The following is an 18,129-nucleotide window of genomic DNA, read 5'->3' as shown; positions in this document are numbered from 1 at the left end:
GCCGCCGTTCAGGCCCAGGCGAGCGGAAGCAGATGCTCGGTGCTGAGCGGGGCGAGCGGCAGCGCCGCGGCCTCGGAGGCCGTGAGCCAGCGCGCCTCGGCGATCTCGGCGGCGGCGCTGACCGACGCGGGATCGAGCGTGACCGCGAACGCCTCGGCGATCACGCGGAAGCCCGGCTCGTTCGCGGCATCCGACTCGAACCGCCCGAGATAGGTCAGGTCGTGCTCGGCGACGACGACGCCCAGCTCCTCGTGCAGCTCGCGCACGAGGGCGGAGCCGGCCGACTCGCCCGGCTCGGGCTTGCCGCCGGGAGCCATGAACCGCTCGGTGCCGCGCTTGCGGACGAGGAGCGTGCGCGCGTTGCCGTCGGTCACGACCGCCGCGCTGACGTGGACCTCGCGGGCGGGGGCGGGCCCGGTCACGACGCGAACACCTTTCCCGGGTTCAGGATGCCGGCGGGGTCGAAGACCCGCGCGATGCGTCGCTGCAGCTCCCACTGGTCGTCGCCGAGCTCGTCGGCGAGCCAGCGTCGCTTCAGGACGCCGACGCCGTGCTCGCCGGTGAGGGTGCCGCCCAGGCGCAGAGCCGACCGGAAGAGGTCCTCCGCCGCCTCCCAGATGACCTCCGGGACCTCGTCGCCGTCGAAGATGAAGTTCGGGTGCAGGTTGCCGTCGCCGGCGTGGCAGACGGTCGGGATCGTCAGACCGAAGCGCTCCTCGATGCGGGCGATCTCGTCGAACATCGCGGGCAGCGCGCTCCGCGGCACCGAGACATCCTCGATGAGCGCGGTTCCCAGCGTCTCCATCGCGGGATGCATCGACCGCCGCACCGTCCACAGCTGCTGAGCCTCGGCGTCGTCGGCGGCGAGGCGCACCGTGCCGCCGGACGCGGCGAGCACCGCGACGACAGCCTCCGCCTCGGCCGTCGCGCCCGGGCCGTCGGTCTGAACCGTCAGCTGCGAGGCGCCGGGCGTGGGGGCGGAAAGCCCGAGGAGGCGGTGCGAGGCGGCGAGGGATGTCGCGTCCATCAGCTCCATGATCGCCGGCTGGATCCCGGCTGCCGTGACCGCCGATGCCGCGACCGCGGCGGAGCGGACGTCCGTGAACGTCGCGGCGATCGTGCGCGCCTCGCCGGGGACGAGGCGGCGGAGCTTCAGCGTCGCGGCGACGACGACGCCCAGAATGCCCTCCGAGCCGATGACGAGCGAGGTCAGGTCGAGGCCCGTCACGCCCTTCACGGTGCGGTGTCCGAGACTCATGAGGCGGCCGTCGGCCAGCACGAGGTCGAGGCCGAGGACCGCGTCTCGCACCACTCCGTACTTCGCGCAGAGCAGGCCGCCCGCGCCGGTGGCGATGTTGCCGCCGACGGTGGAGATGTCGCGGCTCGCGGGATCGGGTGCCCACCAGAGCCCGTGCTGCGCGAGTGCCGCGTTCAGCTGCCCGTTGAGGATGCCGGGCTCGACGACGGCGATGAGGTCGTCGGGGCGGACCTCGAGAATGCGGTCCATCGAACGCAGCGAGAGCCCGATCTCACCGGCGCCCGTGTTCGCTCCGCCCGCCAGACCGGTGCCGGCGCCACGCGGTACGACGGGGGTGCCGGTGGCGGAGGCGATGCGCATCGTCGCCTGGACGTCCTCGGCGGTGCGGGCGTGGACGACGGCGAGGGCCGATCCGGATGCCGCCTGGCCCGACTTGTCCGCCCGAGCGGCGGCCCGACCGGCATCCGAGACGTCGACGCGGTCGCCGAGTTCGGCCACGAGCCGCGCGACGACGTCGGGAGCGGTCATGACAGGCGCCGGCGCCCGGCGATCACGCCGCAGGTCACCGCGATGACTCCGAACACCAGGCCGATCCAGGCCTGGTCCATGCTCCACCACGCGATGGTCGCCGAGGCGTAGACGAACAGCTCGACGAGAGCGCGCACGAACGGGTGCACCATGAGCACGGCGCGGGGCGAGACGAACAGAGCCCAGAGGAGGATCGCGACGACGGGAGCGCCGATGCCGAAGACCAGGTTGAGGGGGAAGTCCCATGCCGCGAAGCCCCAGATCGCGAAGGTCGCGAAGGCGAAGAGCTGGCAGGCGAAGGCGAGGAGCTCGATCGCCGAGAGAGCGCGTCGCGTGCCGGCCGCCTGCTGCGGCGCCTCGGGGGTGGCGGGACGGACGTTCGGCAGTTCGGACATGCCTCCGATTCTAGGCGCCGGCCTCACGTCGCCGACCCGGGAGCGACCTCGGGCGAACGGGTCACGCGCGACCGGTCCAGACGCGACGGACGCGCAGGTCGGCATCGAGGAGGACCGCATCGGCTGGGCTGCCGATCTCGAGCGTGCCGAGGTCGGGGCGTCCGATCGCGCGCGCCGGCGTGGTCGTCAGCGCCGTCACGGCCACCGGGAGCGCCACGCCCGCGGCGACGGCCGTCCGCAGCGCGGCATCCTGGGTCAGGGTGGAGCCGGCGATCGTGCCGTCGGCGAGCCGCGCCACGGCGTGCTCGACGCGCACCGCGAGCGCCCCGAGCACGTAGTCTCCGTCGGCCGATCCGGCGGCCGCCATCGCGTCGGTCACGAGCGCGATCCGCCCGGGGGCGGCGGCGAAGGCGATCCGCACCACTTCGGGGGCCAGGTGCACGCCGTCGGCGATGACTTCCAGCGTCACCCGAGGGTCGGCGGTGGCCGCGCCGATCGGACCGGGCTCGCGGTGGTGCAGGCCCGGCATGGCGTTGAAGGCGTGCGTGAGGATCGTCGCGCCGGCGTCGAAGGCCCGCCGCGCGGTCTCGGCATCGGCGTCGGTGTGCCCGACGGCGGCGGCCGCACCCGCCGCGACGATGCGCTCGATCGCGGTGAGAGCGCCCGGCAGCTCGGGGGCGAGCGTGACCTGTCGGACGGTGCCGCGACCGGCCTCGAGCAGCCGGGTCACGGCGTCGGCGGCGGGGCGGACGAGCAGCTCGGGGTCGTGTGCGCCGTGGTGCCCGGGATCGAGGAACGGCCCCTCGAGATGCGAGCCCAGCACCGCGGCATCCGTCTCCGCCAGATCGGCGACGGCGGCGACCCGGCGGGCGAGGTCGTCGACGGATGCCGTGACGAGCGAGATGACCGCCCGCGTCGTGCCGTGCGCGCGATGCAGCTCTCGGGCCACGCGGATCGCCTCGGCGCCGTCGTCGTACGCCGCGCCCCCGCCACCGTGGCCGTGGATGTCGATGAAGCCGGGGGTGAGCGTGGCGCCGGGGCCGGCGACGTCGGCGCCGTCGAGAACCTCGTCGACCGGTTCCTCGGCTACGGCATCCCGCCACGCTGGCCCGGTGCCGCGCGTGGCGACCCGGCCGTTCCGCACGACGAGCCAGGAATCGGCGATCTCGCGACCGTCGTCGACGAGCCGGACCGAATGGATGACGCGGTTCAGAGCGTCCATGACACCTCCGGCGACGCGGGGAAGCGGATGCCGAGCGTCGTCCACAGTGGTCCGAGTCCGCCGACCCGCTTGCGGAAGGACTCCCAGGTGCGGTCGGCCGCGGTGCCCGCCGGAACCGACCAGGCGGCTTCGGCGGCCGCCGCGATGCGGGGGAAGGCGAGCGCATCGATGTCGTCGAGGTCGCGGACGGTCTCGGTCCACAGCGGCGCCTCGACGCCGAGGATGTCGTCCTCCGAGATGCCGGGAACGATCTCGCACGGCTCCCAGGAGTAGGCGCGTTCGAGGCTGGTCGGACCGTTCGCCCAGGTCAGCCCGAGAGGAGAATCGGCAGCCGGCTTCATGTCGAGGTACACGGCGTCGGCGGGGGAGAGGATGACGCGGCCGCCGCCCGCGACGAAGGCCCGCGCACGTTCGTCCGCGCCGTCGGTCGGCGAGACGAGGCCCCAGTACTGGCCGATCGTTCCGGGCGCGAGATCCGCGGCGACGCCGGCCTCGTGCCAGGCGATCGGCGTCTTGCCGAGGTCGGCGATGACTCGCGAGGTGCGGGCGACGAAGGCCGCGAAGTCTGCCGCGGGGGTGCCGTGCGCCTCGTCACCTCCGAAGTGGAGGTAGGGGCCGGGGGTCAGCTCCGCCAGCTCCGTCAGGATGTCGTCGACGAACGCATCGGTCTCCGGGGCGCCGATGCGCAGCGACGAGAAGCCGACGCCCATTCCCGTATACGTCTCGCCGGCGACGGGAGTAGGGCCGCCCGCGGCGTCCCACCCGTCCAGCGCCGGTGGCGCGGCGACCTCGGGGTAGGCCAGGCCGACGGCGTGGGTGTGGCCGGGCATGTCGAACTCGGGCACGACGGTCATGTGGTTCGCCGCGGCGTGAGCGATGACCGCGCGGTAGTCGTCGGACGTGAAGAAGCCGCCGGCCCCGCCGCCCACCGCGCTCGCCGCCGCACGGGCGGTGAGCTCCGGCCGGCGGGTCAGCGCGAGCCGCCATCCCTGGTCATCGCTGAGGTGCAGGTGCAGGACGTTGAACTTCAGGCTCGCCGCCCGCTCGAGGTAGGCGGTGACGGTCGCGACGTCGTGGAAGTGGCGCGCGACATCGAGCATGACGCCGCGGTACGCGAAGCGGGGGGCGTCGTCGATGTCGACGCCCGGGATCACCCAACCCTCGGGCGAGCCGGTGATGAGCTGGCTCAGGGTCTGCACGCCGTAGAACAGTCCGGCCGCGTCGGCACCGCGGACGGTGACGCGGTTGTCCGCGACGGTCAGCCGGTACGACTCGGGCGGGCCGTCGCCGTCGACGGTGACGTAGATGACGGCGCGGCCGTGCTCTGCGATGCCGGGCTCTGCGATGCCGGGCTCCGCGGAACCGGGGGATGCGGTGAGGTGGAGGCCGGTCCGGGTCAGGATGAGCCGGTGCAGGACCCGCGCGGCATCCGGGTCTCCCGTCACGGAAACGGTATGAGTCAGGGCGAACGTCACCCCCTTCGCGGGCGTGACCGAGGAGGGCAACGGGACCAGCGGCAGCGACGTCATCGCGCCCCTATCTGTAAGGGTGCCTAACAAACTTTCGAGCCAGCGTACCAGCGCGGCATCCGTTATGCTCGACGCGTCGCGACTGGCGTTGAGGTGGGCCACCACCGGGGAGCGACCGACACGGCATTCGACCGCACGCCTGGGCCGATGCGGAACTTCTCTGCTCGTGAAATCCGTCCCGAAAGCCGTCGTCTGGAGATCGTCATGACCGATTCGTACTTCAACGCCCCGCTCGCCGAGGTCGACCCCGAGATCGCGCAGGTCCTCGAGCGTGAGCTCGACCGCCAGCGCGGCTACCTCGAGATGATCGCGTCCGAGAACTTCGTGCCCGTCTCGGTGCTGCAGTCGCAGGGGTCGGTGCTCACCAACAAGTACGCCGAGGGCTACCCGGGTCGCCGCTACTACGGCGGCTGCGAAGAGGTCGACGTCGCCGAGGAGCTCGCGATCGAGCGGGCCAAGTCGCTCTTCGGTGCCGAGTTCGCCAACGTCCAGCCGCACTCGGGCGCGACGGCGAACGCCGCCGTCCTGCACGCGATCGCCCGCCCCGGCGACACGCTCCTCGGCCTCTCGCTCGACCACGGCGGCCACCTCACGCACGGCATGAAGATCAACTTCTCGGGTCGGCTGTACGACATCGTCGCCTACGGCGTGAACCCCGAGACCTCGCTGATCGACATGGACGAGGTCCGTCGCCTCGCCCTGGAGCACAAGCCGAAGGTCATCATCGCCGGCTGGTCGGCCTACCCCCGTCAGCTCGACTTCGCCGCGTTCCGCGCGATCGCCGACGAGGTCGGCGCGTACCTCTGGGTCGACATGGCGCACTTCGCCGGTCTCGTGGCCGCCGGCGTGCACCCCTCGCCGGTGCCGCACGCCCACGTCGTCTCGTCGACGGTGCACAAGACCATCGGCGGCCCGCGCTCGGGCATCATCCTCACCAACGACGCCGACCTGGCGAAGAAGATCAACACCGCCGTCTTCCCCGGACAGCAGGGCGGTCCGCTCATGCACGTCATCGCGGCGAAGGCGACGGCCTTCAAGCTCGCCGCGACGCCCGAGTTCAAGGAGCGCCAGGAGCGCACCGTGCGCGGCGCCGCGATCATCGCCGAGCGCCTGACGCAGCAGGATGTCGCCGACGCGGGCATCGCCGTGCGGTCGGGCGGCACCGACGTGCACCTCGTGCTCGTCGACCTGCGCGACGCCGCGATCGACGGCAAGCAGGCCGAAGACCTGCTGCACGAGATCCACATCACCGTGAACCGCAACGCGGTGCCCAACGACCCGCGCCCGCCGATGGTGACCTCGGGCCTGCGCATCGGCACGCCCGCCCTCGCGACGCGCGGCTTCGGCGACGCCGAGTTCACCGAGGTCGCCGACATCATCGCGCTCGCGCTGCAGCCCGGAGCCGACCTCGAGGCCCTGCGCGCCCGCGTCGCGACCCTCGCCGACGCCTTCCCCCTCTACCCCTCGCTGCAGCAGTAACCCGGCCGGTCGGTCGTCGGTCGGTCGGTCGTCGGTCGGTCGCCGAGAACGCACCCTCCCCCCGAGAACGCACCTCGAACGGTGCGTTCTCGCCCGGACGGTATGTTCTCGGCGACCGGGACCGGCGACCGGGACCGGGCGACCGCGACCCCTCGAACGGAGAACGACATGACCGCGCAGAAGCTCGACGGACGGGCCACCGCCGCTGCCATCAAGGCCGAATTGGCCGATCGCGTCGCCGCGCTGAAGGCCCGTGGGATCACCCCGGGCATCGCGACGGTGCTGGTCGGGGCCGACCCGGCATCCCAGCTGTACGTCGGGATGAAGCACCGCGAGTCCGAGGCGATCGGCATGAACTCGATCCAGATCGAGCTTCCCGCCGAGTCGACGCAGGCCGAGGTCGAAGAGGTCATCGACCGCCTCAACACCGACCCGATGTGCCACGGCTACATCGTGCAGCTGCCGCTGCCGAAGCACCTCGACACCGATCGCATCCTCGAGCGCATCGATCCCGCGAAGGATGCCGACGGCCTGCACCCCGTCAACCTCGGCCGTCTCGTGCTGAACGTCAACGACCCGATCACGACCCCGCTGCCGTGCACACCGCGCGCCGTCATCGAGCTGCTGCAGCGCAACGGCTACGACCTCGCCGGCAAGAACGTCGTCGTCGTCGGGCGCGGCGTGACGATCGGCCGGTCCATCGGCCTGCTGCTGACCCGCCGCGAGATCAACGCGACGGTGACCCTGACTCACACCGGAACCGCCGACCTGGGCGCGCACCTGCGCGAAGCCGACGTGATCGTGGGCGCCGCGGGTGTGAAGCACCTCGTCACCGCCGCGGACGTCAAGCCGGGCGCCGCCGTCCTCGACGTGGGCGTCACCCGCGAGAACGACCCCGAGACCGGTAAGTCGAAGGTCTACGGAGACATCGCACCGGATGTCGCCGAGATCGCGGGCTTCCTCTCGCCCAACCCGGGCGGCGTCGGCCCGATGACCGTCGCCCTGCTGATGACCAACGTCGTCGAGGCCGCCGAGCGCGCGACCGCCTGAGCCTGCTCTTCCGCCGTCGACTCGCCAAGGACTGCGGATGCCGGTGCATCCGGATCCGCGTTCTCTGACGAGTCGACGGGGGCTCAGAGGAAGCGGGACAGGAAAGCCCGGGTGCGGGGCTCGCGAGGAGCGCCGAACACCTCCGACGGTGCGCCCTCCTCGACGATGACTCCCTGATCGAGGAAGACGACCCGGTCGGCGACATCCCGCGCGAACGCCATCTCGTGCGTCGCCATGAGGATCGTCGAGCCCGCCACCGCGAGGTCGCGGACGAGCTCGAGCACCTCACCGACGAGCTCGGGGTCGAGCGCCGAGGTGATCTCGTCGAGCAGCAGCACCTCGGGATCCGTCGCGATCGCACGGATGATGGCCGCCCGCTGCTGCTGTCCGCCCGAGAGTCGGTCGGGGTGCTCGCCGGCCTTGTCGGCCAGCCCGATGCGCGCGAGCAGCTCACGCGCACGCGCCTCGGCCTCGCGCCGGGGCACGCGGTGCACGACCCGTGAAGCGAGCGTCACGTTGTGGAGCACCGACAGATGGGGGAAGAGGTTGTAGCTCTGGAACACCGCGCCCAGCCGCGCGCGCACCGCGTTCGCGTCGACCCGGGGGTCGGAGATGTCCTTCCCGGCGAGCAGGATCTGCCCGTCGTCGATCGGCTCGAGCAGGCCGAGGCATCGCAGCAGCGTCGACTTGCCCGAGCCGCTCGCACCGATGAGGGCGACGACCTCGTTCCGGGCGAGCGACACGTCGACGCCGCGCAGCACCTCTCGGTCGCCGAACGACTTGCGGATGCCGCTGGCGTGCAGCACGTCGGTGACACTGCCGGTCTCGGTGTCGGGCGCGGTGCCGGATCCGTTCTGCGTCACAGGATCGATCCCGTCTGCTCGCGGCGGCGGAGCCTCGCGGTGTACCAGTCCGTCAGCCGGATCGTCGGGATCGCGAGCAGCACGAACAGCACGCCCGCCACGACGTAGGGGGTGAAGTTGTAGGTCGTCGCGACCACGCCCCGGGCCTCGGCGATCGCGTCGAACGCCGCGAGGATCGAGATCAGCCCGACATCCTTCTGCATCGAGATGAAGTCGTTCATCAGCGGCGGGGTCATCTTGCGCAGCGCCTGCGGCAGCACGACCCGCACGAGGGCCTGCGGATAGCTGAGCCCGAGCGCGCGGGCGGCGAGACGCTGCGACGGATGCACCGACTCGATGCCGGCCCGCACGACCTCCGCGACATAGGCGGAGTAGGTCAGGGTGATGGCGAGGACTCCCAGAAGCACCGGGTCGATGCGGGTGTTCAGGATGGTCGGCAGCCCGAATCCGATCAGATACAGCACGATGACGAAGGGCAGGCCGCGGAAGAGGTCGGTGTAGGCCGCAGCGATGAGGCGGAGCGGGAAGAACACCGGTCCGCGCAGGGTGCGCAGCAGCGCCAGGACCAGCGCCACGGCGGCGACCGTGAAGACTGAGATCGCGAGCACCTGCAGATTGACGAGGAAGCCCTGCCACACCTCGGGGAGCGCTTGGAGCGCGACGGCGGGATCGAAGAAGCTCCGCTGGACGGTCGCCCAGCCCTCCGTGTTGATCACGGTCACCCAGACGACGGCGGCGAAGGCCAGTGTCGAAGCGACGGCGATCAGCACCGACCGGCGCTCGCGGCCGCGCCGATACGCTCGGCGCTCGAGTTCGAGCGCGCTCGGGACGGAGGTGGTCACGGATAGACGCTAGCGCGCCCTCACTGGAGGAGCGTCACGCCCTCCGTGAGCCCCGACAGCCACGTCTGCTCGAGCTCGGCGAGCGTCCCGTCCTCGCGCAGTTCGTCGACGGCGGCCGTCACGGCCGGGGTGAGCGGGGAGTCCTTCGCGAGCAGCAGACCCCACTCGTCCTCGATCCCGGCCTTCGGCAGCTCGCCGACGAAGAACGAGTTCTCGATGTAGAAGTTGACCGCGAGGTAGGCGGTGGGGGTGTCGAGCACGATCGCGTCGATCTGTCCCGCGCCGAGCGCGGCGACGGCATCCTCGTTCGAGTTGTAGAGGCGGGCCTCGGCGTCGGGCGCGACCTCTGCGAGGGTCTGCGCGCTCGTCGAGTTGGCCATCGCGCCGATCGTCAGGTCGGTCAGGCCCGCGATGTCGGAGACGCCGTCGGCCGCGCCACCGGAGATCGCGACGATCGACTGGCTCGCGGAGTAGTAGGGCGAGGAGAAGTCGACGCCCTGCTTGCGCTCGTCGGTGATCGTGTACTGCTGGACGTTGATGTCGAAGCTCTTCGGACCCGGCGCGATCGCAGCGTCGAAGCTCGTCCTCACCCACACGACGTCCTCCGGGGCGAACCCGAGCTTGTCGGCGACGGCGTAGGCGACGGCGGCCTCGAAGCCCTCGCCCGACTCGGGGTCGTCGTCGACGAAGTAGGGCTCGTAGGCCGTCTCGCCCGTGGCGAAGGTGAGCTTGCCCGGGGTGACGTAGTCCTCGGCGGCGGGGCCGGACGCGGCGTCGCCCGAGGCGGCGGGCGCGGGCGAGGACGAGCACCCGGCGAGGACGATCGCGAGCGCGGCGACGCCGATCGAGGCGGCACGGACGAGAGAGCGGGACATCGGGGAACCTCCGGGTGCGGATGCCGCGCATCGGCGTGCTGTCACCGGCGGCTGCATCCATTCTCACCCGGTCCGGATGCCGCGGCGCGCGCGGGTCGTCGTGTTACGCCGCCTCCGGGCGGGCCCGAACCCCGCGAGGTCCCACTTGGGCCGGGTAAGCGCGGCTCAAACCCGGCCCAAGTGGGACCTCGCAGGGGGTGGACCCGCGGGGTGCGGTCGGGCAGGATCGGCGGCGTGCGAGACGACGGCGGTGGGGGAGGATGCAGCGCAGCGGGGCCGACCGCGGCGCAGCGGCTGCGCTCGCACCTGCTGAGCGAGCCCGCGTCGTCACTCGGCGAGACCGCAGCCCACATGCTCGCGGTGCAGGCGCAGGAGTTCTGGTCGGGGCGATGGGCGCTCGCCGTCCGTACCGCCGGTGAGCCTGCGCTTCGGGCGGTGGATGCCGCGTTCGAGAACGGCACGCTCGTGCGCTCGTGGACCCAGCGCGGCACCCTGCACATCGTGCGCTCGGTCGACCTCGCCGGGATGCTCGCGGTGACCGCCCACCGGCAGCAGCGCGCGGCGGCCGGCATCCTGCGCGGGCTCGCGATCGACGAGGCGGTGCTGGCGACGGCCGAGCGCGCGGCCCGACACGCGCTGCGCGGTGGGAACCGGCTCACGCGTGACGAGTTCGCCGACCTCCTGCGCGGCGCCGGCATCGAGACCGAGCGCTCCCGCGGCAACCACATCCTCTCGGCGCTCGCCGTCCGCGGCGTGCTCGCGTTCGGCCCCGTGGTACCGCGCGAGGGCGGCCCGAGTCGTGACCAGTTCCTCGTCGCGGTCGACGACCTGCCGTCGGCGCGGCTGCCCGACGATCCGCTGGCCGAGATGTTCACCGGCTACATCCGCTCGCATGGCCCGGCGCGCGTCGAGGACTTCCGCTGGTGGGCGGGGCTGCCGATCGGGCTGTCGCGACGCGCGGCCGAGGCGGCGGGTGATCGGGTCGTCGAGATCGAGGCCGGACTGTTCGCGGCACCGGCCGCCGCTGAGCCCGCTGTGCCGGCATCCGTTTCCGGCCCGAGCCCCGACGTGGGCAGCGGGGACGTCGTCGCCCTCCCCGCCTTCGACGAGTACTACCTGTCGTATGCCGACCGGACGACCGTCTGCGCTCCCGACCTCGCGGCTCGGATCGGGCCGACCCTGAACGGTCAGGTCGCGCCGATCCTGGTCTCCGGCGGACGGGTCATCGGCACCTGGCGCCACTCCGTCGCCGCCGGGCGGCACCATCTGCCACCCGGCCCCATGATCGTCGCAGACCCGGCGGTCGCAGCATCCGCCATCGAGGCCTCACTCGCCCGGGTCTCGCGCTTCCTCGCCGGCTGAGCTCGCGCAAGGCTCCACCGAGGTCCCACTTCGGCCGGGTATCTCGGCGTCATTCCCGGCCGAAGTGGGACCTCGAGCGCTGCCGGCGAGTCAGCCCCCGGCGTGGCGGTCGAGGAAGGCGTAGACCTCGCCGTCGTCGACGCCGGGAAAGTTGCCGCGCGGCAACGGCGAGAACATCTGCATGTGCACGCGGGCGCTCGGCCACGCTTTGCCCTCCCAACGCGACGTCAGGTCGGGGTCGGGCCGGCGGCAGCATGACTCGTCGGGGCACGTGGATGTCGCCCGCTTCTGCGTCTCGCGTCCGCGGAACCACCGGGCGTCGTCGAACGGCACCCCGACGGTGATCGAGAACTCGCCCTCGGCCGTGGTCCCGGTCTGGCTCGAGCACCAGAAGGTGCCGCCCGGGGTGTCGGTGTACTGGTAGTGCTCGACCGTGCGGTTCTGCTCCTCGAACGCCGACCGCGCCGAGAACCTGCGGCACACGACCTGACCCTCGACGCTGCCGGTGACGTCCATCGGAAGCGGCAGGCCGTCGTTCTCGTAGACTCGTGTGATGGCGCCCGCGCCGTCCACGCGCAGGAAGTGCAGCGGGATGCCGAGATGCCGGGTCATGAGGTTGGTCATGCGCATCCCGGCTGCCTCGTGCGTCACCCCGAACGCGTCGCGGAAGTCCTCGACCGCGAGGTTGCGGTCCTTCTTCGCCTGGGACAGGAATGCCACCGAGGCCGTCTCGGGCATGAGGCAGCACGCGGCGTAGTAGTTGATCTCGAGGCGCTGCTGGAGGAAGTCGGCGTAGTCGCTGGGGGGAGTGTGGCCGAGCAACCGGTGCGCCATCGCCTGCAGCGCCATCGAGCGCAGGCCGTGTCCGCCCGGGATCGACGCCGGGGGAAGGTAGATGCGCCCGTTCTCGAGGTCGGTGACCGAGCGGGCCGAGTGCGGAAGGTCGGCGACGTAGAGCAGCTCGAACCCCAGCTGCTCGGCCATGATGCTCACGGTGCGGTGCGTCAGCGCGCCCGAGGTGTGCCCGGCTGCCTTGAGCTGCTTCTCGGCGAGGCGCTCGATGTCGGGCAGGTAGTTCGCGGCCTCGCGCATCCGCAGGCGCAGCTCGGTGTTCGCCCGTCGCGCCTCCTCCGGGGTCGCGATCGCCTCGCGCTCGCGGCGCTGCAGCTCGCGATGCAGTCCGAGGATCGACTCGAGCGTCTCGTCGCTCATCGTCTTGCCCGCGCGCACCGGTGCGATGCCGAGTCGCCGGAAGACGGAACTGGCTTGCGCGCGCTCGAGCTCCAGCTCGAGCGCGGCTCGCCGGTTCGGCGGTTCGGGTGAGAGGAGGTCGGTGACGTCGGTACCGGTCGCCGAGGCGATCGCCTGCAGCAGCGACAGCTTCGGCTCGCGGCGACCGTTCTCGATCAGGCTCAGCTGGCTGCCGGCCACGCCGACCTGAGCACCGAGCTCGTCGAGCGTCATCCCGCGGGCGACGCGGTGGTGGCGGATGCGATGCCCGAGGGTGGCGAGTTCGATTCCGGATGCGGCCATTCCTTGATCATAGGGAAAGAATCGTGTTTCTTGAAGGTGATGCGGCCCGCAAGACAAGGTCTTCCTGCGTTGGAATCGTCAGGTATCACCGATCTCGCCGCCGACGTAGGAGACCGACATGGCCATCGCCGACCTCTTCACCCGCCCTGCCAGCACCGGCTCAGCTGCCGTACCCGCCGCGCAACGCCGCGCCCGGCCCGACCTCGGGGCCCGCCCCTCGGCGGCATCCGGTCCGCTCGCCGATCTCGTCGCCTGGGTCGACGAGATCGCTGCGCTCACGCAGCCCGACCGGGTCCACTGGGTCGACGGCTCGGCGGCCGAGAACGACGCGCTGCTGCGCGAGATGGTCGACGAGGGCAAGCTCATCAAGCTCAACCCCGAGTGGCGGCCCGGCTCGTACCTCGCCCGCTCGCACCCGAGCGATGTCGCCCGCACCGAGGCGCGCACCTTCATCGCGTCCGAGCGCGAGGAGGATGCCGGCCCGACCAACAACTGGGTCGCGCCCGACGGCATCCGGGCGACCATCACGCCCCTGTTCGCCGGGTCGATGCGCGGGCGCACCATGTACGTCGTGCCGTTCTCGATGGGAGCGGTCGGCGGCCCGCTCTCGCACATCGGCGTGCAGGTCACCGACAGCGCCTACGCGGTGGCATCCATCGGCATCATGACCCGCGTCGGTGCGGCCGTGCTCGATGAGATCGCCGGCGGCAAGCCGTGGGTCAAGACCGTCCACTCGGTCGGTGCGCCGCTGGCGCCCGGTGAGGCGGATGTCGCGTGGCCGTGCAACGACGAGAAGTACATCGTGCACTTCCCCGACACCCTCGAGGTGTGGTCGTTCGGCTCGGGCTACGGCGGCAACGCCATCCTGGCCAAGAAGTGCTTCGCGCTGCGCATCGCGTCGGTGATCGGCCGTGACGAGGGCTGGCTCGCCGAGCACATGCTGCTCATCCGGGTCATCGACCCGGCCGGCAAGGCGTACCACGTGGCCGCGGCGTTCCCCTCGGCCTGCGGCAAGACGAACCTCGCGATGCTGCGCCCCACGATCCCCGGATGGCGGGTCGAGACCCTTGGCGACGACATCGCGTGGCTGCGTCCGGGATCCGACGGCCGGCTGTGGGCGATCAACCCCGAGGCGGGCTTCTTCGGCGTCGCCCCGGGCACCGGGGAATCGACGAACGTCACCGCGGTCGAGACGCTGTGGGGCAACACGATCTTCACGAACGTGGCGCTGCGTCCCGACGGCGACGTCTGGTGGGAGGGGCTCACCGACGAGGCGCCTGCCGAGCTCATCGACTGGGAGGGCAAGCCCTGGACGCCCGACTCGGGCCGGCCGGCCGCGCACCCCAACTCTCGCTTCACCGTCAGCGCCGCTCAGTGCCCGCAGATCGCGTCGGATTGGGATGCCGCCGAGGGCGTGCCGCTCGACGCCATCCTCTTCGGCGGCCGCCGGGCGACGAACGTCCCCCTCGTCGTCGAGGCGACCGACTGGACCCACGGGGTCTTCATCGGCTCGACCATCTCGTCGGAGCGCACGGCAGCGGCCGAGGGGACGCTCGGCGAGCTGCGCCGCGACCCCTTCGCCATGCTCCCGTTCTGCGGCTACAACATGGGCGATTACTTCGCGCATTGGCTCAAGGTCGGGCAGAAGCTGCGCTTCGACCGGGCTCCGCGCGTCTTCCAGGTGAACTGGTTCCGCAAGGGCGCCGACGGGCGCTTCCTCTGGCCCGGGTTCGGTGACAACTCGCGGGTCATCGACTGGATCGTCCGGCGCCTGAACGGCGAGGTGGGCGCGGTCGACAGCCCGATCGGACGGCTGCCGCACACGGCGGACCTCAACCTCGACGGCATCGAGGTGCCGCAGCGCGATCTCGACGAGCTGTTCGCGGTCGACACGGAGTCGTGGCTGCGCGAGGCCGACCTCACCGAGGAGTTCTACGACACCTTCGGCGAGCGGATGCCGGCGGCGCTGCGCGCCGAGCTCGAGGCCCTGCGCTACCGCCTCGGCCACCGCGCCTGACACCGCTCCGCCACGAGAACGCACCGTCGCCGCGAGAACGCACCGCACAGGGTGCGCGTTCGCGGCGATGGTGCGTTCTCGCGGGCCAGCGGGCGGCCGCGTCAGACCAGGAGCTGGTGCTTCGCGAGGTCGCGGTACAGCGGGACCGTGGCGACGAGCTCGGAGTGCGTGCCCTGGCCGACGACCTGGCCGTGGTCGAGCACCACGATGACGTCGCTGTCGACGACCGTCGAGAGCCGGTGCGCGATGACCACGAGGGTGCGACCCGTCGCGACGGCGTCGATCGCCTCGCGCATCCGCTGCTCGTTGAGTCCGTCGAGCGATGACGTGGACTCGTCCAGCAGCAGGATCGGGGGAGCGGCCAGCAGCGCGCGGGCGATCGCGAGGCGCTGACGCTCGCCGCCCGAGAGCATGACGCCCGCCTCGCCGACGGGCGCCTGAAGACCGAGCTCGCTGCGCTCGAGCACCTCGCCGAGGTTGACGGCGCGCAGCACGCGCTCGCAGTCGGCGTCGTCGGCCTCGGGGGATGCGAGCCGCAGGTTGTCGGCGATCGTGCCCGCGAGCGTGGGGGCGTCCTGCTCGACATAGCCGAGTTGCGCGCGCAACTCGGCGCGGGGGAGCGACCGGATGTCGTCACCCCCGACGAGCACCGCTCCGCCGGTGACGTCGTAGAACCGCTCGATCAGGGCGAGGGTCGTCGACTTGCCCGCCCCCGAAGGGCCGACGAGGGCCACGCGCGCACCGCGGGGAACGCGGAAGCTCACGCCGCGGAGCACCTCGCCCTCGGAAACGGCGGTCGCTCCGACTGTCGCTGCAGACGAGGCGGCGTCCGCACCGCTCTCCGGTGAACCCGTCTCATCGGCCGTGACCGCAGCGACCGCCGAGGTGTCGACGCGTGCGTCCGCGAGGGTTCGCAAGGCTTCGTCCGACGCCGAGCGCCGAGCCGCGACGACGGCCTCCGGGTAACGGAAGTGGACGTCGCGGAACTCGATCGCGACGTCGCTGTCGCCCGAGACGGCGACGCCGGCAGCGGCATCCGCATCCGTCGAGTCCTCCGTGGGCAGGTCGAGAACCTCCTGGATGCGGCCGAGCGCGCCGAGCGCCTGGTTGACCGAGGTGATCGCCCCGAGGAACGACGCCAGCGGCTGCACGAGGAAGAACAGGAACATCACGAACGTCACGAGGCTCGCGATCGAGATGGCTCCCGAGGCCACCCGGTATCCGCCGACGCCGAGCACGACGAGCAGCGACAGCTGCAGCGCGACGCCGGCGACCGGAACGACCAGGGCGGACGCCTTCGCGACGCGCACACCCGCGTCGTACGCCTGGCGCGCGGCTCCCGTGACGGCGGCCTCCTCGCGTTCGGTGGCTCCGGCGGCACGAATGGTGCGGATCGATCCGATCGCCCGCTCGACGCCCGACGCCAGCTCTCCGACCCGCTCCTGCTGCTCGCGCGTGGCGCGACGGATGCGGGTGCTGAGCCCCACCACGACGGCGACCGAGGCTCCGATCACGATGACGATGAGCAGCAGCAGAAGGGGGTCGATGAAGAGCATCGCGACGATGGCGCCGACGAAGATGAGCGCATTGCCGACCGAGTCGGCGAGCCCCTGGGTGAGCACGGCGTAGAGCAGGGTCGTGTCGGTTCCCACCCGCGAGACCAGGTCGCCGGTCCGCCGAGCGTCGAACTCGGAGATGGGCAGCCGGAGCAGGCGCGCGATGAGCCGGCGGCGGCTCGAGAACACGACCGCCGTGCCGGTGCGCTGGAGCAGATAGTGCTGGAAGGCTCCGATGGCCGACGAGACGACGACGAGGATCACCAGCGCCCAGACGAGGATGCCGAGGGTGTCGCCCGCCTGCACGCGCTCGATGACCTGTCCCACGACGAGGGGCTGTCCGAGGGTGGCCACCGCCTCGACGATGCTGAGCACCGCGACGGCCACGAGCACGCCCTTGTGCTCGAACAGGTAGGGGAGCAGCTGCGAGAGGCGGGCGCGGGGGCCGTCGTCGGTACGGCGGCGTCCGCCGCGCATGCGGCTGCGGGTGTCGGACATGCGGTCCCCTCGGTTCGTTGAAGCTCTCTCCTTCGACCGTACTTTCTTTCGTCGAGGGTGGTTGTCCGTTCGCGGTATCGATGGAAGAGTTCCCGGATGCGTTCGCTCACGAAACGTCAGTCGGCACCGCTCGCCGCGGTCGCGTTCGTCGTGCTCACCCTCACCGGTTGCACCGGTCCGGTCGCAGACGGCGAAGCGACAGAGCCGCCGGCATCCGCCGGTTCCACGCCATCTCCCACGCCGACATCCGACGCGCGCACCGACGAGCAGCAATTGCCCCTGCCGGTCGATGAGATCGCGGACTGGGCCAAAACAGCGGTGCCCCGGTCTTCGGACACCGCCGGCATGGGAACGCTGTCGGGGTGGCTGAGTGAGCACACGTCCCCGCGCCAGACCTCGCAGTTCTCGTCGCTCCCCGCCGGGACGTATCAGGCGCAGGTCGCGTGCCGCGGCGGCGGCACGATCACGGTGACCGCGGGCCCGATCGACAGCGCGTCATCGGGCGATCCCGTGACGTGCGACAACAGCACGATCGCCTTCGACGTGACCATCGAGCAGCCGGGTGTGAGCGTCACCATGGACCTCGTCGGCGACCCCACCGTCTACGCGCTCTCGCTGGAGCGGACTGCTTAGCCGCTCAGCGCTCGACGAGCACCCCGTCGGCGTCGGCCCAGACGTGTCGCCCGGGCGTGAAGACGACGCCGCCGATGGTGACCGGAACGTCGAGCTCGCCGAGGCCGTCCTTCGCGCTCTTGCGGGGGTTCGAGCCGAGCGCCTTGACGCCGAGATCGAGCGACGCGATCGCCACCCGGTCGCGGATCGCCCCGTTCACGATGATGCCCGCCCAGCCGTTCTCGACCGCCGACGCGGCGATCACGTCGCCAACGAGAGCCGACTCCAGCGACCCGCCGCCGTCGATGACGAGCACCGCCCCGCCGCCCGGCGTCGCGAGCACGCGCTTCACGAGCGCGTTGTCGCGATGGCAGCGGATCGTGCGGGCGGGGCCGTCGAAAGTCGTTCGGCCGCCGAGGTCGAGCAGCGGGAGGGCAAGGGAGTCGAGCTCCTCGCCGCGTTCGTCGTAGAGATCGGCGGTCGCGGTCGTCATGTCGACAGACTAGCGAC

16 protein-coding genes and 1 riboswitch are annotated in these 18,129 nt (G+C 71.6%); of the genes, 5 read left to right on the top strand and 11 right to left on the bottom strand.

Translation table 11 applies throughout. The annotated features are described in order from the left end of the window. Positions 1-8: 8 nt before the first annotated feature. The 5 genes from CBF90_RS18795 to CBF90_RS10610 form a co-directional block, all read right to left on the bottom strand. The gene (locus CBF90_RS18795; RefSeq protein WP_071919190.1) at positions 9-422 is read right to left on the bottom strand and encodes an NUDIX domain-containing protein; all 414 of its coding nucleotides are present in this window, start codon (positions 420-422) and stop codon (positions 9-11) included. Further along, entirely contained in the window at positions 419-1,786 is a 1,368-nt protein-coding gene (locus CBF90_RS10625; RefSeq protein WP_088380566.1) for an FAD-binding oxidoreductase, read from the bottom strand. The genes CBF90_RS18795 and CBF90_RS10625 overlap by 4 nt, the downstream gene beginning before the upstream one ends. Continuing rightward, positions 1,783-2,181, bottom strand: coding sequence for a YrdB family protein (locus CBF90_RS10620; protein WP_023955620.1), 399 nt, complete (start codon positions 2,179-2,181; stop codon positions 1,783-1,785). Before CBF90_RS10620 ends, CBF90_RS10625 begins: the two co-directional genes overlap by 4 nt. Before the next feature lie 61 nt (positions 2,182-2,242). Continuing rightward, positions 2,243-3,403 carry an N-acetylglucosamine-6-phosphate deacetylase gene (gene nagA, locus CBF90_RS10615; protein WP_088380565.1) on the bottom strand — a complete coding sequence of 387 codons (1,161 nt, stop codon included), beginning with the start codon at positions 3,401-3,403 and terminating at the stop codon, positions 2,243-2,245. Then, the gene (locus CBF90_RS10610) at positions 3,391-4,932 is read right to left on the bottom strand and encodes a beta-N-acetylhexosaminidase (protein ID WP_088380564.1); all 1,542 of its coding nucleotides are present in this window, start codon (positions 4,930-4,932) and stop codon (positions 3,391-3,393) included. Before CBF90_RS10610 ends, nagA begins: the two co-directional genes overlap by 13 nt. Before the next feature lie 68 nt (positions 4,933-5,000). Continuing rightward, a riboswitch (ZMP/ZTP riboswitch) is annotated at positions 5,001-5,084 on the top strand. 52 nt (positions 5,085-5,136) lie between these two features. Here CBF90_RS10610 and glyA point away from each other — a divergent pair. Both glyA and CBF90_RS10600 read left to right on the top strand, forming a co-directional pair. Next, entirely contained in the window at positions 5,137-6,411 is a 1,275-nt protein-coding gene (glyA, locus tag CBF90_RS10605; RefSeq protein ID WP_088380563.1) for a serine hydroxymethyltransferase, read from the top strand. A 168-nt stretch (positions 6,412-6,579) separates the two neighbouring features. Further along, the gene (locus CBF90_RS10600; RefSeq protein ID WP_088380619.1) at positions 6,580-7,461 is read left to right on the top strand and encodes a bifunctional methylenetetrahydrofolate dehydrogenase/methenyltetrahydrofolate cyclohydrolase; all 882 of its coding nucleotides are present in this window, start codon (positions 6,580-6,582) and stop codon (positions 7,459-7,461) included. 83 nt (positions 7,462-7,544) lie between these two features. Here the strand turns inward: CBF90_RS10600 and CBF90_RS10595 are convergent, their stop codons facing one another. The 3 genes from CBF90_RS10595 to CBF90_RS10585 are packed head-to-tail and all read right to left on the bottom strand — an operon-like array spanning position 7,545 to position 10,041. Then, complete coding sequence (locus tag CBF90_RS10595) at positions 7,545-8,267, bottom strand: amino acid ABC transporter ATP-binding protein (protein ID WP_197690579.1); 723 nt, start codon at positions 8,265-8,267, stop codon at positions 7,545-7,547. A 53-nt stretch (positions 8,268-8,320) separates the two neighbouring features. After that, entirely contained in the window at positions 8,321-9,166 is an 846-nt protein-coding gene (locus CBF90_RS10590; RefSeq protein ID WP_088380561.1) for an amino acid ABC transporter permease, read from the bottom strand. A gap of 20 nt (positions 9,167-9,186) precedes the next feature. Next, positions 9,187-10,041 carry an ABC transporter substrate-binding protein gene (locus CBF90_RS10585; RefSeq protein WP_088380560.1) on the bottom strand — a complete coding sequence of 285 codons (855 nt, stop codon included), beginning with the start codon at positions 10,039-10,041 and terminating at the stop codon, positions 9,187-9,189. A gap of 234 nt (positions 10,042-10,275) precedes the next feature. On the opposite strand from CBF90_RS10585, the gene CBF90_RS10580 reads away from it, so the two are divergent. Next, entirely contained in the window at positions 10,276-11,403 is a 1,128-nt protein-coding gene (locus CBF90_RS10580) for a winged helix DNA-binding domain-containing protein (protein WP_141097149.1), read from the top strand. A gap of 90 nt (positions 11,404-11,493) precedes the next feature. On the opposite strand, the gene CBF90_RS10575 is transcribed toward CBF90_RS10580, so the two are convergent. After that, on the bottom strand, positions 11,494-12,936 hold the full coding sequence (locus CBF90_RS10575; RefSeq protein WP_023955603.1) for an XRE family transcriptional regulator: 1,443 nt from the start codon (positions 12,934-12,936) through the stop codon (positions 11,494-11,496). A 118-nt stretch (positions 12,937-13,054) separates the two neighbouring features. On the opposite strand from CBF90_RS10575, the gene CBF90_RS10570 reads away from it, so the two are divergent. Further along, a complete protein-coding gene (locus tag CBF90_RS10570) occupies positions 13,055-14,953 on the top strand; it encodes a phosphoenolpyruvate carboxykinase (GTP) (RefSeq protein WP_088380558.1) in 1,899 nt (632 codons plus the stop codon). 101 nt (positions 14,954-15,054) lie between these two features. Here the strand turns inward: CBF90_RS10570 and CBF90_RS10565 are convergent, their stop codons facing one another. Then, positions 15,055-17,007 carry an ABC transporter ATP-binding protein gene (locus CBF90_RS10565; protein ID WP_088380557.1) on the bottom strand — a complete coding sequence of 651 codons (1,953 nt, stop codon included), beginning with the start codon at positions 17,005-17,007 and terminating at the stop codon, positions 15,055-15,057. 96 nt (positions 17,008-17,103) lie between these two features. Here CBF90_RS10565 and CBF90_RS10560 point away from each other — a divergent pair, with 96 nt between their 5' ends. Beyond that, positions 17,104-17,640 carry a hypothetical protein gene (locus tag CBF90_RS10560; RefSeq protein WP_023955597.1) on the top strand — a complete coding sequence of 179 codons (537 nt, stop codon included), beginning with the start codon at positions 17,104-17,106 and terminating at the stop codon, positions 17,638-17,640. A 4-nt stretch (positions 17,641-17,644) separates the two neighbouring features. Here the strand turns inward: CBF90_RS10560 and rraA are convergent, their stop codons facing one another. Further along, positions 17,645-18,112 (bottom strand): ribonuclease E activity regulator RraA, encoded by a 468-nt coding sequence (gene rraA / locus CBF90_RS10555; RefSeq protein WP_071919198.1) that lies wholly within the window; start codon positions 18,110-18,112, stop codon positions 17,645-17,647. Between the last annotated feature and the right edge of the window lie 17 nt (positions 18,113-18,129).

The organism is Microbacterium sp. AISO3, assembly GCF_002204305.1.
Lineage (GTDB): Bacteria > Actinomycetota > Actinomycetes > Actinomycetales > Microbacteriaceae > Microbacterium > Microbacterium arborescens.
Note: the sequence above shows the minus strand (reverse complement) of the source record. Positions and strands in the feature narration are given on the sequence as shown.